The sequence below is a fragment of the Aquiflexum balticum DSM 16537 genome (assembly GCF_900176595.1).
Classification (GTDB): domain Bacteria; phylum Bacteroidota; class Bacteroidia; order Cytophagales; family Cyclobacteriaceae; genus Aquiflexum; species Aquiflexum balticum.
Map to the genome: position 1 here is coordinate 2,060,001 of NZ_LT838813.1, position 17,032 is coordinate 2,077,032.

12 protein-coding genes and 2 rRNA genes (1 of these 14 running past the window's edge) are annotated in these 17,032 nt (G+C 40.3%); 8 read left to right on the plus strand and 6 right to left on the minus strand.

Features of this window, described 5'->3' with window-relative positions; all coding sequences use genetic code 11:
* Together B9A52_RS08845 and rrf are read left to right on the plus strand one after the other, a co-directional pair.
* Positions 1 to 2,094: ribosomal RNA gene (locus tag B9A52_RS08845) — 23S ribosomal RNA — on the plus strand; it begins 804 nt to the left of the window's first position.
* 147 nt (positions 2,095 to 2,241) lie between these two features.
* Positions 2,242 to 2,353 (plus strand): 5S ribosomal RNA (rrf, locus tag B9A52_RS08850).
* Between the two features lie 193 nt (positions 2,354 to 2,546).
* Here the strand turns inward: rrf and B9A52_RS08855 are convergent.
* The gene (locus tag B9A52_RS08855; RefSeq protein WP_084119963.1) at positions 2,547 to 4,814 is read right to left on the minus strand and encodes a helix-turn-helix domain-containing protein; all 2,268 of its coding nucleotides are present in this window, start codon (positions 4,812 to 4,814) and stop codon (positions 2,547 to 2,549) included.
* A 128-nt stretch (positions 4,815 to 4,942) separates the two neighbouring features.
* On the opposite strand from B9A52_RS08855, the gene B9A52_RS08860 reads away from it, so the two are divergent.
* From B9A52_RS08860 to B9A52_RS08880, 5 genes are all read left to right on the plus strand, one after another.
* Positions 4,943 to 5,647 (plus strand): SDR family oxidoreductase, encoded by a 705-nt coding sequence (locus B9A52_RS08860; RefSeq protein WP_084119964.1) that lies wholly within the window; start codon positions 4,943 to 4,945, stop codon positions 5,645 to 5,647.
* 5 nt (positions 5,648 to 5,652) lie between these two features.
* Positions 5,653 to 7,635, plus strand: a complete 1,983-nt coding sequence (gene ispG, locus B9A52_RS08865; protein WP_084119965.1) for a (E)-4-hydroxy-3-methylbut-2-enyl-diphosphate synthase — start codon at positions 5,653 to 5,655, stop codon at positions 7,633 to 7,635.
* A 98-nt stretch (positions 7,636 to 7,733) separates the two neighbouring features.
* Entirely contained in the window at positions 7,734 to 7,928 is a 195-nt protein-coding gene (locus tag B9A52_RS08870; protein WP_084119966.1) for a DUF6728 family protein, read from the plus strand.
* A 48-nt stretch (positions 7,929 to 7,976) separates the two neighbouring features.
* Positions 7,977 to 8,330, plus strand: coding sequence for an MmcQ/YjbR family DNA-binding protein (locus tag B9A52_RS08875; RefSeq protein WP_084119967.1), 354 nt, complete (start codon positions 7,977 to 7,979; stop codon positions 8,328 to 8,330).
* On the plus strand, positions 8,327 to 9,280 hold the full coding sequence (locus B9A52_RS08880) for an ABC transporter ATP-binding protein (RefSeq protein WP_084119968.1): 954 nt from the start codon (positions 8,327 to 8,329) through the stop codon (positions 9,278 to 9,280). Before B9A52_RS08875 ends, B9A52_RS08880 begins: the two co-directional genes overlap by 4 nt.
* Before the next feature lie 248 nt (positions 9,281 to 9,528).
* Here B9A52_RS08880 and B9A52_RS08885 read toward each other — a convergent pair whose 3' ends face one another.
* From B9A52_RS08885 to B9A52_RS08905, 5 genes are all read right to left on the minus strand, one after another.
* On the minus strand, positions 9,529 to 10,053 hold the full coding sequence (locus B9A52_RS08885; RefSeq protein WP_084119969.1) for an FKBP-type peptidyl-prolyl cis-trans isomerase: 525 nt from the start codon (positions 10,051 to 10,053) through the stop codon (positions 9,529 to 9,531).
* Positions 10,054 to 10,082: 29 nt separating this feature from the next.
* A complete protein-coding gene (locus tag B9A52_RS08890) occupies positions 10,083 to 10,355 on the minus strand; it encodes a hypothetical protein (protein ID WP_231955528.1) in 273 nt (90 codons plus the stop codon).
* Positions 10,356 to 10,407: 52 nt separating this feature from the next.
* Entirely contained in the window at positions 10,408 to 13,182 is a 2,775-nt protein-coding gene (gene leuS / locus B9A52_RS08895; RefSeq protein WP_084119971.1) for a leucine--tRNA ligase, read from the minus strand.
* 228 nt (positions 13,183 to 13,410) lie between these two features.
* Complete coding sequence (locus tag B9A52_RS08900; RefSeq protein ID WP_084119972.1) at positions 13,411 to 14,346, minus strand: hypothetical protein; 936 nt, start codon at positions 14,344 to 14,346, stop codon at positions 13,411 to 13,413.
* 81 nt (positions 14,347 to 14,427) lie between these two features.
* Positions 14,428 to 15,291, minus strand: a complete 864-nt coding sequence (locus B9A52_RS08905) for a mechanosensitive ion channel family protein (protein WP_084119973.1) — start codon at positions 15,289 to 15,291, stop codon at positions 14,428 to 14,430.
* A gap of 198 nt (positions 15,292 to 15,489) precedes the next feature.
* Between B9A52_RS08905 and B9A52_RS08910 the strand changes: the two genes are divergently transcribed.
* Complete coding sequence (locus B9A52_RS08910; protein WP_084119974.1) at positions 15,490 to 17,031, plus strand: bifunctional GNAT family N-acetyltransferase/carbon-nitrogen hydrolase family protein; 1,542 nt, start codon at positions 15,490 to 15,492, stop codon at positions 17,029 to 17,031.
* Position 17,032 lies beyond the last annotated feature (1 nt).

Here is a 17,032-nt window from a genome sequence, read left to right on the forward strand (position 1 = left end):
GGTGAAAGGCCAATCAAACTGAGAAATAGCTCGTACTCCCCGAAATGTTTTTAGGAACAGCGTCGCGGAATGTATGACGGAGGTAGAGCTACCGATAGGACTAGGGGGAGTCATATCCTACCAAATCCTGACGAACTCCGAATGCCGTCATACAGTAGCGGCAGTGAGGGCATGGGTGCTAAGGTCCGTGTCCGAGAGGGAAAGAACCCGGACCTACCGCTAAGGTCCCGGAATTTACGCTAAGTTGAACAAAGGCGGTCCAGCTGCAGAGACAGCCAGGAGGTTAGCTTGGAAGCAGCTATTCCTTTAAAGAGTGCGTAACAGCTCACTGGTCGAGCGGCAGGGCGTCGATAATAAACGGGCATCAAGTGTAATACCGAAGCGTAGGATTTCCTCCCGTACCTACGGGGGGATCTGGTAGGGGAGCATTCCAAACACGGTGAATGCACATGGCGATGTGTGCTGGAGAGTTTGGAAAAGCAAATGTAGGCATAAGTAACGATAATGGGGGCGGGAAACCCCCACACCGATAGACCAAGGTTTCCTGATCAACGCTAATCGGATCAGGGTCAGTCGGGGCCTAAGGATAACCCGAAGGGGGATTCCGATGGAAAATGGGTTGATATTCCCATACCTGTCATACAGGTGACGGAGTGACGGAGTGTTGTAAGGACCGCGCGGTGACGGAATACCGCGTTGAAGGGAGTAGGTATTGTTTCCATAGTCAAATGCGTGGAGATAGCCGAACCTGAAAGTACCGCAATCCTTCGGGAGCGCGGATAGAGTCCCCAAAAGCTTCCAAGAAAAACTTCTGGCGATAAGCGTATGACAGCCCGTACCGCAAACCGACACAGGTGGTCAAGGAGAGAATCCTGAGGTGCTCGAGTGAATCATGGCTAAGGAACTCGGCAAAATGGCCCTGTAACTTCGGGAGAAGGGGCGCCTATCCGCCAGCGATGGCGGGAGGCCGCAGTGAAAAGGCCCAGGCGACTGTTTAGCAAAAACACATGGCTTTGCGAAATCGAGAGATGAAGTATAAGGCCTGACACCTGCCCGGTGCCGGAAGGTTAAGAGGGGATGTCACCGCAAGGGAAGCATTGAATCGAAGCCCCGGTAAACGGCGGCCGTAACTATAACGGTCCTAAGGTAGCGAAATTCCTTGTCGGGTAAGTTCCGACCTGCACGAATGGTGTAACGATCTGGGCGCTGTCTCAGCCATGAGCTCGGTGAAATTGTAGTCACGGTGAAGATGCCGTGTACCCGCAACGGGACGGAAAGACCCCATGAACCTTTACTGCAGCTTAGCATTGGTATCGGGTAAACGATGTGTAGGATAGGCGGGAGACAGTGAAGCGGCGTCGCCAGGCGCTGTGGAGTCAATGTTGAAATACCGCCCTTTGTTTGCCTGGTATCTAACCCCGTATGTACGGGGGACATTGCTTGGTGGGTAGTTTGACTGGGGTGGTCGCCTCCAAAAGGATAACGGAGGCTTCCAAAGGTTCCCTCAGCACGCTTGGTAACCGTGCGCGGAGTGCAATAGCATAAGGGGGCTTGACTGTAAGGCCGACAAGCCGAGCAGGGTGGAAACACGGGTATAGTGATCCGGCGGTACTGCATGGAAAGGCCGTCGCTCAAAGGATAAAAGGTACTCTGGGGATAACAGGCTGATCTCCCCCAAGAGCTCATATCGACGGGGAGGTTTGGCACCTCGATGTCGGCTCGTCACATCCTGGGGCTGGAGAAGGTCCCAAGGGTTGGGCTGTTCGCCCATTAAAGTGGCACGCGAGCTGGGTTCAGAACGTCGTGAGACAGTTCGGTCCCTATCTGTTGCGGGCGTGGGAAGTTTGGGGAGTGCTGACCTTAGTACGAGAGGACCGGGTTGGACTGACCGCTGGTGTACCGGTTGTGGTGCCAACTGCACTGCCGGGTAGCTACGTCGGGAAGGGATAAGCGCTGAAAGCATCTAAGTGCGAAACCCCCTCCGAGATGAGACTTCCAAACAGGGCCGTCAGAGACGATGACGTTGATAGGCTGCAGGTGTAAAGCCAGGAATGGCAAAGCCGAGCAGTACTAATAGCCCGAAAACTTGCTTCAGTCCGAAGCTGCCGCATTCTCTGCGAGACATATCATGAATCTGAGTACCAAGTACAAAGTACAAAGATCTTGAACTTAAGATATTGGTCCCATAGCGGACACTGTATCCAGCATTGTACATCGTACTTTGTACCTGGTACAGAAAGATTAGGCGGCCCAGCGCAGGGGTCCCACCTCTTCCCATCCCGAACAGAGAAGTTAAGCCCTGCAGCGCCGATGGTACTGGGGTTACACCCGGGAGAGTAGGCCGCCGCCACATTATCACAAAGCCAGCCCCTAAAGCTGGCTTTTGGCGTTTCAAAGCAATAAACTCCTTTTGTTATTCACTCCTTTGAGTCAATTTGGATAGGTCGGTTACTAGATGATTTCTACCACTTGTTAATAATTCATAGAAGCGGAAATATAATCAAGGATTATTTTATCTAAAAAAAGTAAAAAAATCTGTTTTCAGACTATTGATTCCCCAGATATGCTGCTACCATTTTCAATGTCCCGTAATCATATTTTGCGGAATTTTTTTGCATGATAAACGAAAGTTCTCCATTCACTTTTTCGATTAAATCACTGATTTCTTGAATCAATTCATCCTCAAAATGTTGGTGGATATCCACTTTGCCAGACGCAATACCTTTGGCTAAATGACCCTTAATAGTGGATTCAGTTAGTCCTCTTAGGCTGACTATTTCTGAAATGGATTTTCCTGACCGACTCAATTCATAAGTGATTTCATAAGTCTCGCCCTTTTCTAATTTAATTTTTGATTCACCTTTTCCTTTCCTTTTTCTACCTGTTTTTGTAGAAGCGAATTTTGGATTCTCCTTTGCAGTTTGTTTTGCTTCTTGCTCCAGGGTTATCCTTAGCTGAATAAGGTTTTTGGTGATTTCAGTCATCTTACCTATTTCTTCACCATTCATAATTGCAGGAATTAAAAATGTTACTTTTTGGACTTCACCGATTTTCTTTAAAACAATAATTTCCAGCTCAGAAATGCCCTCCAAATAATTCTTTGTTTGGGAAAATTGCTCAACTTCAGCTGAGTGAATCAAAAGTTTTTTTAAACTCTCCTTAAGTAAAGTAGAATAGTATTCAGACCCTTTTTCCAATCTATCCATTAAATTGAGTTCATCATTGTGGTGAAGCAAACTCAACAACTGTTTTTGGAATTTAAAAGAATTGGATCCTTCGCTTAATATGTCTTTATAGATATCTGCTATTGCATTTCCCATTTCAGGATCTTCAAATTTCATACTGCTTTCAGAATCTTTAGCAAAGGCATCAAAGCTTTGAATGATTTCTTCAAAATCAAAAGTAGATTCCAATAGTTTTCGAATATATATTTTTTGATGGTCTGCTAATAAATCCCTTAATGGGGACTGATGTTCAGTACTTGCTGTGAATTGAACTACATCATGGTCGGAACTGATAACATGCGATTGGATGCGCGTGCGCAATGTCAATCCATCAAGGCTTCTCAATCTACTTAAAGCAACATAAACCTGCCCCGGCGCAAATGCCTGACCAACATCAATGATAGCTTTGTCAAATGTTAAACCCTGACTTTTGTGAACAGTAACTGCCCAAGCAAGTTTTACAGGATATTGCTCAAAGGTTCCGATAATATCTTCTTCAAGTTCCTTTGTATCTTCCTTAACAATATATTTTTTATTTTCCCACACCTCTCGCTTAAGCGTGTATTCTATTTTTGAATCTGTCATGGTGACTTTGATGCCATCATCATCAATAGTTTTGATTTTTGCCATCTTTCCATTGAAATAATCAGCATAGCCACTTGCATCATTTTTGATAAACATGATTTGAGCCCCTTCTTTTAATTCCAGCGTTTTTGGAATCGGGAATAAACTTTCGGGAAAATCCTTCTCGATAACCGCTTCAAAAAAGTAGGATTTGCTTTTCAATTCTGCCAGTTCTTTTTGATTATGCTCTTCTGCTTTATAGTTATGTGTGGTAATGATGATGTTATCCTTGAGATTTTTAATTTCCTCTTCAGTTTTGAAGTGGCTATTCAAGACAATGATGTCTTCAGTTGTAATTCGATTGTCTCTTAGATTATTGAGGATATTGATGAATTTATCGTCCTTTTGCCTGAAAATTTTATCCAGTTCGAGGTAAACCATCCCTGAGTTTTGAAGAGCTTTGGCTTCAAAAAAATGCATACTCTTATAAAACCTGTTGAGTACTTGCCATTCAAAATCCTTGACTATTGGTGGCAATTGAAACAAATCTCCGATCATCAGCACTTGAACACCTCCAAATGGCTCATTGAAATTTCGCTTTACACTTTTCAATCTATAATCAATCGCATCCAGTATATCAGCTCTCAACATACTGACTTCATCTATAATCAGTAAGTCGATTGATCTCAATACCTTTTTTCTAGCCAAATTCAAAGTATGTCTTCTACCAAGACTAAATTGAGTATAAAAATTTCCACTTGCCGAAAAATTTCCCTCGGGTTCTTTGGTGGGAATAAATGTTCCAAAAGGAAGCAGAAACTGTGAATGAATGGTCACACCTTTGGCATGAAGGGCAGCGATACCTGTAGGAGCTACAATTACATAAGTTTTGTGCGTAATTTCGGTAAGATTCCGCAAAAATGTCGTCTTTCCAGTTCCAGCTTTTCCGGTTAAAAAAATAGGACTGTTCGTGCTGTTGACAAAATGGGCCGCCAGCTCAAGCCTGTCGGTAGATTGTGATTCCATGAGTTTAAAATTAGTATAAAATAAAGAGAGCTGATCGGAATATCCGTTTAAGTTCGCAAAGTTTTTAAAAAAATGTAACTTTGTTCCCTGTAGATAGTTGTTATACTAATTATTAAAGCACTAATAAAATGTCAAAAAACATTTTGGTAACAGGCGGTACTAAAGGAATCGGAAGAGCCATCATTGAGAGGTTCGCTTTTGAGGGTTTTGATATTTTTACCTGTTCCAGAAATGAAAAAGATCTGAGTGATTTGGAGAGGGATTTTTATACCAAATTTCCAAATCAACAAATTACCGTCAGAAAAGTTGATATGTCCATCAAAGAGGAAGTGATGGCTTTTGCGGATGAAGTTAAAAAATTCGCCATCCCGGATGTGTTGGTAAATAATGCTGGAATATTTCTTCCCGGTTCTATTCATTCAGAACCGGAAGGCAATTTTGAATTGATGATGCAGACCAATCTTTATTCGGCGTATTACCTGACGAGAAGTTTTACAGCCGAAATGATAAAAAGAAATTCAGGATATATCTTTTCTATTGGGTCTATTGCGGGACTTACAGCATACGCTAATGGCGGGAGTTATGCGATATCAAAGTGGGCGATGTTGGGATTTACTAAGTGCCTTAGGCAGGAGTTGAAAGATTCCAACATTAAGGTAACCTCAGTTTTGCCAGGAGCCACTTTCACGGCAAGTTGGGAAGGCGTGGATATCCCAAGAGAAAGATTTATGAAAGTTGAAGATGTAGCTGAATCAGTTTGGGGGGCGTATAACCTTTCCCCTTATTCAGTTGTTGAAGAAATAGTTATTAGACCACAGTTAGGAGATTTATAATCAGTATGGAAACCAAAGCATTATTGGAAAAAATCAGCTATTGTAATAGCCTTACCAAATATTACAGAAGAAAAACAATTCCCGTAAAAGTTGGGGATGTTGTAATAGGAGGAGACAACCCTATTGTGGTACAATCTATGACCACTGTAGATACTATGGATACCTTAGGTTCTGTAGAACAATGTGTCAGCATGATAAAAAGTGGCTGCCAACTCATCAGAATTACAGCTCCAAGTATAAAAGAGGCTGAAAATCTCAGAAATATAAAGGATGAATTGAGGAAAAGAGGTTACAATACTCCCTTGGTTGCAGATATCCATTTCACCCCTAATGCTGCCGAAATAGCTGCGGGAATAGTGGAAAAAGTCCGGATAAATCCCGGAAATTATGCTGATAAGAAGAAATTTGAAAATATCGAGTATACAGATGAAAGTTATCAGGAAGAACTGGACCGGATCAGGCAACGCTTTCTTCCTTTAATCAGGATTTGTAAGGAACACGGTACTGCCATGCGAATCGGGACCAATCACGGCTCGCTTTCTGACAGAATCATGAGTAGATATGGCGACACCCCTTTGGGTATGGTGGAGTCTGCTTTGGAATTTTTGAGGATATGTGAAGATGAAAATTACCATGATATTGTGATTTCAATGAAATCTTCTAATACCCAGGTAATGGTGCAGGCCTATAGGTTATTAGTCCAGAAGCTTGATGAAGGAGGATTCCAACCTTATCCCCTACATTTGGGTGTAACGGAAGCGGGTGATGGCGAAGATGGAAGAATCAAGTCTGCTGTAGGAATTGGGACCCTTCTTGAAGATGGTTTAGGGGATACGGTAAGAGTTTCGCTGACTGAAGATCCTGAATTCGAAGCACCGGTAGCCAAAATTTTGGTAGATCGATACATAACTAGAGAGAATCATACCCCTATAGAGGAAATAAAAAATTATCCGATCACTCCTTTTGAATACAACAAGCGCGATAGCGTTGAGGTCTTTAATTTTGGTGGAACAAATGTCCCGAGAGTAATAGCTGATATTTCCACGCTTTCTCACATTACTGAGAAAGAAATGAAAACTGTAGGACATTTTTATTTACCTGAATTGGATAAGTGGAAAATGAATGATCAAGGAGCAGATTATGTGTTCTCCGGCTCCAACCCAATTCCATTTATGCTTCCCAACGGCATGAAGGAAATTCAGAATTATGCTATATGGTTAAATGAAGAAGATCGAGTCAATAAATTTCCTGCTTTTAATCTGGAAGAATTTGAAGGAGCTGAAACTTTCCATTATGGATTGAATTTTTTGATTTTATCTGATGTGGAAGTAAATAGGGCAGTTGAATTGTTAGAAGGCCGAAAAGATGTGGTAATTATCCTAAGCAGCGACAATCCGCATAATATGCCTGCATTGAGAAGAGCATTTATTACATTAATGGAAAACCATAGCTTGATTCCTGTTGTTGTTAAAGTGGCGTATTCCAATCAGGGCAAAGACCAAACAATGCTATATGCGGCTACCGATGTCGGCGGATTGCTTGTGGATGGCCTGGGGGAAGGTATCCTGATAGGGCTTGACAATTATGAAAATATTGACAGGGCAAAAACATTGGATCTCGTCAAATTACATAATTCCGTCTCTTTTGGTGTGCTTCAGGCAGCCAGGACAAGGATGTCTAAAACTGAATACATCTCATGTCCGTCTTGCGGAAGGACCCTTTTTGACTTGCAGGAAACCACTGCCATGATCAGAAAAAGGACAGATCATCTCAAAGGAGTCAAAATAGGCATCATGGGATGTATTGTCAATGGACCGGGTGAGATGGCAGATGCTGATTTTGGGTACGTAGGTTCCGGAAAAGGGAAAATAACCTTGTATAAGGGAAAAGAAGTCGTGAAAAAGTCCGTCCCTTCTGAAAGGGCTGTGGATGAGTTGATAGAAATCATCAAAAAAGACGGGGTATGGATTGAACCTGAAGTTCAATGAGATTAACCTTATGGTAAGTTAAATTTGAAAATCAGAATCAACCTGAATCTTTCTGAAACATAATTGTTATCAAAATATCTAAATAAAAGAATAAGAGTATGGCTAATAATAGAATTAAAGAATTTTTTCAACTTGGGGAAGTAGGAAATTATTTTTTTCGGGTTTTCAAAAAGCCGGATCCTAGCATGCCCAATAATTTCAATTTAAAAATGATGCATGGCATCAACAAAATTTCCATACTGATGTTTCTTGCTGCGATTATTGTTTGGATTGCCAAAAGAGTGATGTCTTAGTTAGGCAAATTTGATTTTTGTATATTGGGACAATATTCGAAATGACTGATGAACATTACTTTTTTTAGAGAATATTGCCTGACCAAACCCGGAACTACCGAGGACACTCCTTTTGACGAAAACACACTTTGTTTTAAAGTGGGAGGCAAAATTTTTGCTATTATAGATATAGAACTTTTTGAAAGTGTAAACCTGAAATGTGATCCGGAAAGAGCTGTTGAACTGAGAGAGCAATTTGATGGGATAATACCCGGTTATCACATGAATAAAAAACATTGGAATACTGTTACTTTTGATGGTTCGGTACCCGATAAGCTTATTTTGGAACTGGTGGATCACTCTTATGAATTGATTTTTAAAAGTTTGCCAAAAATTACAAGGGATTCAATTACAGCTTCATGATTTATTTAAATATTGATTCCATACAAAAAACTTACCGAAAAGGTGATTTCGTCTTGAAGAATTTTTCTTTGAAAATCCCAAAGGGAAAAATCATTTCATTGGTAGGAGAGAGTGGGTCAGGCAAGAGCACGCTTTTAAGAATTATAGCAGGATTGGAAAACAGGGATTCGGGAGAAATATTTCTTGAAAATACCCGTATTCTAAATCCCAAAGAAAACCTTGTTCCCGGATTTGAGGAAATTCAATTGGTTTTTCAGGAATATCATTTATACCCCAAATCAACGGTTGAACAGAATATCAGTAGGCCTTTATTGCTTTTTGAAAAGGAGTACAGAAAAGCCAGGGTAGAAAAACTTCTCAATCTGCTTGGGTTGGAAATCCATAGAGACAAACTCCCCAAAGAGCTTTCGGGGGGACAACAGCAAAAAGTTGCCATCGGAAGGGCCTTAAGCCTCGAACCTCAAGTCTTGCTTTTGGATGAGCCGTTTTCGAGTTTGGATACCATTCAGCGAAGGGAATTGATTGCAGAATTGAAGACCATGTTTGATCAGCTTGGTGTGACAGTTATCTTTGTTACCCATGATTTGGATGATGCCTTGCTGATGACCGATCATTTGGTCATTATTCAAAAAGGAAAATTGATCCAACAGGGCGGAGCAAAGGAAATATTTGAAAAGCCAAAAAATCTCTATGCTGCCAAGCTATTCAGTCATTTAAATCCCATTCCGGACAAAACGAGAACCTACATCCGCCCATCAGATGTCCAACTTTTTAAGACAAGCGGCATTCCTGCTAAAATCATGGAAAGGAAGTATTTGGTGCATTATAATCAACTTACTGTAAAACTTCCTGGTGGGGAACAATGGTTAATAGAAGATAAAAAGCGAATTTTTGAAGTCGGTGAAAGGGTATTTTTAAAATGGAATGCATCAAGTGAAATCAAATTTTAAATCTTCTAGAATTTTTTGATTTCCAATAAAGCAGGGATTCATTCAGATTAAAACAGTTTTTTGTTTTTTCAGCCCGCTTCCTTTTACGACGTGGCGTAAAGGGGGGCGGGACAATAGTTTAAAAGCATTGATTTACCCCGAATATTTTAACAACGAATTTATCCTAAACATGACCCCGCCAATATCAATCTGATTTTGACAAGAAAGAGGGGAATTCAGGGTATTATTTTCAATAGTTCCAGTTCGGATCAATGCTGATGACCGTGCTCTCCGTGGACATGACCGTGTTCTAATTCTTCCGCAGTGGCTTCCCGAACTTCATGTACCTCCCCGTCAAAATGCAAGTCAAAACCAACCAAAGGGTGGTTGAAGTCCAAAAGTACTTCATTGCCCAGATCTTTTAAAACCTTTGCCTGCATGGGATAGCCGTTCTCATCTACTAAAGGAAGAAAATTTCCCTCTTCAAACATTTCGGGTTCAAATCCATTCTCAGCAGTGAATTGGGATTTAGGTAGTGCCATAATCAATTCATCATCAGCTTCACCATAAGCCTCATTTGCTAAAATGATAAAATTAAATGGTTCTCCTTTGCTTTTTCCTACTAAAAAGGATTCGAATTTTTCGGGGAGGCCGCTGTTTCCGAAAAGGAAATAAAATGGATCTTCTTGATCCCTTACTTCCACACTAAATGGAACTGATTCAATATTTTCCTCTTCCTTACTTACTTTCAATTCGTAGGTAAGCCCTACTACTGAGTTAATTGTGATTTTCATGATGTTTTATTCAGGTTATAAAGTTAAAACTATTTTATTGCGCCATTGACCATTACAGCCAAAATTGTCATCATGGATAACACAAAAAAGAAAAATACCCATCCCCATTTTTGCTTTATTGTGAAAGTCACAGCGCCAATTAGAATCAGGCTGAATATTAAACCAAAAATAAACAATACTTTCAGGTATAATTCTTCAGAAGAATGGAAGTAGGGAACGTCAGGATGATCGCTTTGTACAAGCTCTAAGTTTTCATCAAGCCACATGTATCCTATCATCTCCCGCCAAAAGGAGTAAGCCATAACACCTGATGATGCAATTGCCGCAAAGGATATAAAGAATTTATTCAACCTATTAAATCACAATATTTACGATTTTGCCTGGAACGACAATCACTTTCTTTGGTGGATTCCCTTCTGTCCATTTTAAAACAATTGGGTCTTCCAAAGCGGCTTTTTCGACTTCTTCCCTGCTCAAAGAAAGTGGCAATGTCAATTTTGCTCTCATTTTTCCGTTGATGGATACAGGATACTCATGGTTGTTTTCCACTAAGTATTCTTCCTTGAATTCAGGGAAAGAAGCATAAATTATTGATTCATTATGCCCCATCAATGACCATAATTCCTCAGCGATATGAGGTGCATAAGAGGATACAAGAATAGCTAATGGTTCCAGAATTTGCCTTTTATTGCACTTAAGAGAAGTCAGTTCATTTACACAGATCATAAAAGAGGCCACCGAGGTATTGAAGGAATGATTTTCAAGATCTTCCTGAGTTTTCTTGATGGTTTTATGTAGAGTTTTTAGCTCCTCCTTATTTGGCATTTCATCCGAAATTTGGAATTGACCATGGCTGTCATGATATAGCTTCCACATTTTCTTCAGGAATTTGAACACCCCGTCGATACCATTGGTGTTCCAAGGCTTGAATTGTTCCAAAGGACCTAGGAACATCTCATACAACCTAAGTGTATCCGCGCCATATCTTTCGATGATGTCGTCAGGATTGACCACATTGTATTTTGACTTGGACATTTTTTCCACTTCAGCCCCACATATATATTTCCCATCTTCCAAAATGAATTCGGCATCAGCCAAATCAGGTCTCCATGCTTTGAATTTATCTATATTCAATTGGTCATTGTGTACAATATTGACATCTACATGCATAGCCGAAGTATCATACTTATCTTTAAGGCCGAAGCTGACAAACTTATTGGAGCCTTTGACCCTGTAAACAAAATTGGACCTTCCCTGAATCATTCCTTGATTGATCATTTTCTGGAAAGGTTCTTCGATGCTTACTGCTCCAATGTCATAAAGGAATTTTGTCCAGAATCTGGAATACAAGAGGTGACCTGTAGCATGTTCCGCTCCTCCTATATACAGGTCTACTGCGCCCCAATATTTTTCATTTTTGGGATCTACAAATTTCTCGGTGTTCTTGGGATCCATGTATCTGAAAAAATACCAACTCGATCCTGCCCAACCTGGCATGGTACTCTTTTCCAGCGGAAACTCCCCTTGATCTGTTTTATAAGTCCAGTTTTTAGCCCGTCCCAAAGGTGGTTCCCCATCTTCTGTAGGTAAGTATTTATCTACTTCAGGTAAAACCAACGGAAGATCTGATTCTTCTATAAGGTAGGGTAAGCCGTCTTTGAAATATACAGGAAGTGGTTCTCCCCAATATCTTTGTCTGGTAAAAATCGCATCGCGCATCCTATACTGGATTTTTCCTTTACCAATTTTTTTCTCCTCCAAGAATGAGATTGCCTTGTTCATCGCTTCTTTCATTTCCATTCCTGAAATAAATCCGGAGTTCATAATCATCCCTCCTTTGCCTGGAAAGGAACCGTTTTCCATACTTCCTTCAATCACTTGTCTAATTTCCAAGCCAAAGTGCTTGGCAAAATTATAGTCCCGCTCATCATGGGCCGGAACAGCCATAACAGCACCTGTTCCATATCCGGCCAGTACATAATCAGCTATCCAGATTTGGATTTCTTCTCCATTGAATGGATTGATTGCATAAGATCCTGTAAAAGCTCCCGAAATGGTTTTAACATCCGACATCCTATCTCTTTCCGACCGGTTTTTTGCCACCTCCACATAGGCTTCTGCTTTGGATCTTTGATCGTCAGTGATCAGATCATCCACATATTCATGTTCAGGTGCAAGTGCCAGATAAGTTACCCCATAGATGGTATCAATTCGGGTTGTAAAAACCTTGATCATTTTGTCCTGCCCCTTGACCTGAAAGACCATTTCTGCACCGATGGATTTCCCGATCCAGTTTCTCTGCATCTCTTTAATGGGTTCAGACCAATCCAAATTCTCCAAGCCTTGTAGCAGTCTCTCCGCGTAGGCCGTGATGCGCATACTCCACTGCATCATTTTTTTCCGCTCTACGGGATGCCCACCTCGCTCGGAAAATCCATCTTTCACTTCATCATTGGAAAGGACTGTTCCAAGTGCAGAACACCAGTTGACCGTAGTTTCGGCCAAAAATGTAAGTCTGTAGTGAAGAAGTATTTCCTGTTTTCGAATTTCAGAAAAGGTATTCCAATCCTCTGCTGAGAAGGAAGGGGTTTCTTCGTCGCATACTGCTTGGATTCCTGAATTTCCTTCTTTTTCAAAAAAAGCAATCAGAGAATCAATTTTTACTGCTTTGTTTAGTTTTTTATCATAGTAGCTATCAAAAAGCTGCATAAAAATCCATTGGGTCCATTTGTAATATTCAGGATCGGACGTCCTGACTTCTTTGGACCAGTCAAAAGCAAAACCGATATTTTTGAGTTGCTCGGTATATCTTTGGATGTTTTGTTCAGTAGTTAGCGCCGGGTGTTGCCCAGTTTGAATGGCGTATTGTTCAGCCGGTAGTCCAAAGGAATCATAGCCCATAGGGTGTAGTACATTGAATCCTTGTAGCCTTTTGTACCGGGTAATGATATCTGAGGCTATATAACCGAGTGGATGACCCACATGAAGTCCCGCACCAGATGGATAAGGAAACATATCCAAGGAATAAAACTTAGGTTTGGAATGATCTACTTCGGCATTGAAAATCTGGTTTTTATCCCAGTAAGACTGCCATTTTTTCTCTATTTCCTGAAAATTGTAATCTGCCATTATTGAATTAATGCGTTGCTTTGAATGAATTGCTTGCAAAAATAGAAAAATAAGCGGGAAATGGCTGAAATTTCCTTAATTGCTTTTACCAAAGAAGGAAGACTGGAGACAGAAGATCGGAGAAAACCGACCCGTTAAAATTCATCCTTGAATTGATGTGAAAAAATCAAAACTAGTTGTATTGCCGAAAAAATCTTAAATCTAAAATCTCAGATCTTAAATCTTTTACTACCAGAATCTAAAACTTTTCTCATAAATCCTGTTTCTGAAAATCCAGTTATCCCAAATATCCCTGGATAGATAGATCTCGAGGCCAATATTGAAGGAGAGAAAACCGTCAAATCTTTCATCCAATCCGGAGCCCCTTCTTATTCTGCCCCCATTATTCAGTATTCGGTCTGTGTCAGGTTCCCCGTTTTCTTTGATAAAGTCAGGATTTCTAATGGCTAGTCTTAACCTGTCCGGCCTTGGGCCATTTCCATTTACGCCATAATCTTCCAACAAATCCAGGTAAAACTCACTGACATTATAGGCACTGATATCATCCATATAGTCAGTCAATGTCCACCGGTAGTTCATTTCCAAAGTAAGATCAGTGTAGACATTGAGCTTGTATTTCATGCCAATTCCTGTTGGGAAAACAATAATATATTTTTCGTATGGATTGTTTTCAATCTGCAGAGGTCTTAGATCAACCCAACTTCCGTTGAGTTCTGCTCTGGGATTATTGGACGAAATACCTACACCTGCCAATGCATATATGTTGATAAAACTTCTGGTAATATTATAAACCTTTACCGGTTTGATATGGAATTCACCCAAAAATGCCGCCTCCCAGTTCCTTGCCATAAAATGAAGATTTCGAGGTTGTCTCAAACTTCTGGGATCCGCAGGAGGGTCCTGACCTGAAATCTGATAATAAGTAAAATCAGCTCTCAGTCTTATATATGTCCCGACGGTTCTCCTAACGGCCATATTGACATTCCAATCAGGCTGAATGCCTTCATTGTATTTCCATAAAGAATATAATTCGCCAAAATATTGAGTAGGGCCTAATGAAGCTGAAACTGACCAAGGTGCATCAAACTTGTATCTGTTAAAACTTTGGGAAAAGGTCTCAAAGGCTAGGAATATAATAAAAATTGACAATAGTAACTTTTTCATTGAAAAGCATATTTAATCGTAAATAGGGCAATTATGGGCGAGATATATAATAATCCCATAAAGAAATATAAAAAAAACCAATTATTCAATTTTTTCCTTACTGCTGATAATATGAATATCTCTTTGAGGGTAAGGAATTTCTATTCCTTCCTCACTGAATCTCCTAAAAATTTCATAATAAAGTTGGCTTTTCAACACTCCAGGCTTGTTGATATAATCGGAAGTCCAGACTCTTAAATTGAAATTAAGACTGCTGTCATCAAACTTTTCGAACAAAACATCAGATTCGGGAGAATTAAGAATATTGGGGTTATCCATTGCCACTTCCATCAAAACCCGCTTCACTTTTTGAGGATCCTCTTTGTAGGAGACTCCAACAGCAAAATTGAACCGGACCATTCTGTCATTATGTGACCAATTGATGACTTGGTCGTCTATAAACTTGGAATTGGGAATAATGACACTGATGTTATCATTGGTCACAACAGTAGTGGATCTTGCAGAAATTTTGATGACATCTCCCGAAGTATCTCCAACTTCAATTCTATCCCCCACTTTAATTGGTTGTTCAAAAAGAATGATCAAGCCACTGATGAAATTATTGGTGATATTCTGAAGTCCAAAACCTATACCGACACCCAAAGCTCCTGCAAGAATTCCAAATGCGCTCAGGTCAATTCCATTTGTTTGGAGAATGGAAAACATCCCAGCAATAATCAAGACATATTTGACTATGGTGCCTACCGATTGTCTTGTCCCTTGTTCTATGTTGTATTTCTTAAGAACTTTTACAACAATGAATTTTTTTATCCACTCGGCAATGATCAACAAGACAACGATCGAAAAAATCAAGGTCAAGATCAATCCGATAGTAAGATTAGACTCTCCCACTGCAAACAACCGGTAGTTGAAGATATCATTTAATAGTTCTAAAAATTTATCCACTTAAGTTTTCCTGTTTTTTTGAAATTTTATGGTTTCAATCTAAATACTGATAGTTAATTTGATAGCCAATTTGGAATTAATATAAGATATTAATGGCTTTGGTCAAAAAATTGTTTGAACTACGGAAGATAGTTTTGTTTTTGATTCCATTTGATAAGAATAAGAAATAATTGATTGAATTATAGTTAATTTTGTGCTATGAGTAAGCAAAGAGATGAATTGGAGCATAGGCTTAAGCTCCGCAATATTAAACTTTCAGACTATGACGACATACGTGAAATCATGGTCACAATTTATAAAGATCAGGGTGGTGCTTGGTCAAGACAGGAGTTAAAAAATCAACTGAAGGTTTTTCCGGAAGGTCAGATCTGTATAGAAGATCACGGTAAAGTAGTGGCCGCGGCCCTGAGCTTGATAGTTGATTATACCAAATTCGGCGATAACCATACCTACGATCAGATTACAGGTTTTGGTAAATTTGATACCCATGATGATGATGGGGATACGCTATATGGGACGGATGTTTTTGTACATAAGGAATACAGGGGCATGCGACTGGGTCGAAGGTTATATGATGCCAGGAAAGAACTATGTGAAAACCTGAATTTGCGTTCGATCATTGCAGGGGGAAGGATTCCGGGATATTCCAAATATGCCGATCAAATGACTCCACGCAAATACATCGATCTGGTCAAAAGCAAAGAAATTTTTGATCCTGTTTTGTCTTTTCAGTTGGCCAATGAATTTCACGTCAGAAAAGTGATCACAAAATATTTGCCTGAAGATACTGATTCGAGAGCCTATGCCACCCTCTTGGAGTGGATCAATATCTATTATGAAAAAGACGAGAAACTGATCGGCAATAAAAAGTCAATAGTACGTTTGGGATTGGTGCAATGGAAAATGCGCCGTTTCAACAGTGTAGATGACCTGATGCAGCAAGTGGAGTTTTTTGTGGATACTGTATCTGGATACAAATCAGATTTCTGTCTGCTCCCTGAATTTTTCAATGCCCCACTTTTGGCTGAATTCAATGATATGGATGCTTCTGAGGCCATCAGAAATCTCGCAGATTATACAGATGAAATCGTAAGCAGGATGAGTGACCTGGCACTTTCCTATAATGTCAATATTATAGCAGGTAGTATGCCTGAATACGATGGAAAAAAACTCAGGAATGTCAGCTACCTCTGCAGGAGAGATGGGACCACAGACAAACAATACAAACTTCACATTACACCTGATGAACAAGCCTATTGGGGACTTCAGGGAGGTAATGGGATTAAAGTGTTTGATACAGATGCAGGAAAAATTGGTATCCTGATCTGTTATGATGTGGAATTTCCTGAATTGGGCAGGATTTTGGCCGAACAGGAAATGGACATATTATTCGTGCCCTATTGGACAGATACCAAAAATGCTTTCCTAAGGGTAAATACCTGTGCAAAAGCAAGAGCGGTGGAAAATGAATGTTATGTCGCCATTACAGGATCTGTCGGTAATCTCCCAAGAGTAGAAAATATGGATATCCAATATTCCCAAGCCGCGATTTATTCACCTTCTGATTTTTCTTTTCCCCATGATGCTACTGTGGCCCAAGCTGCTGAAAATGCGGAGACTACCATCGTTGCGGATGTTGACTTGGACCTTTTGACCAAGCAGAGAAAGGCAGGGAGTGTAAGGAATCTGGATCAGAGGAGATTGGATTTATATTCCATCCAATGGAAGAAAAAGAAATAAA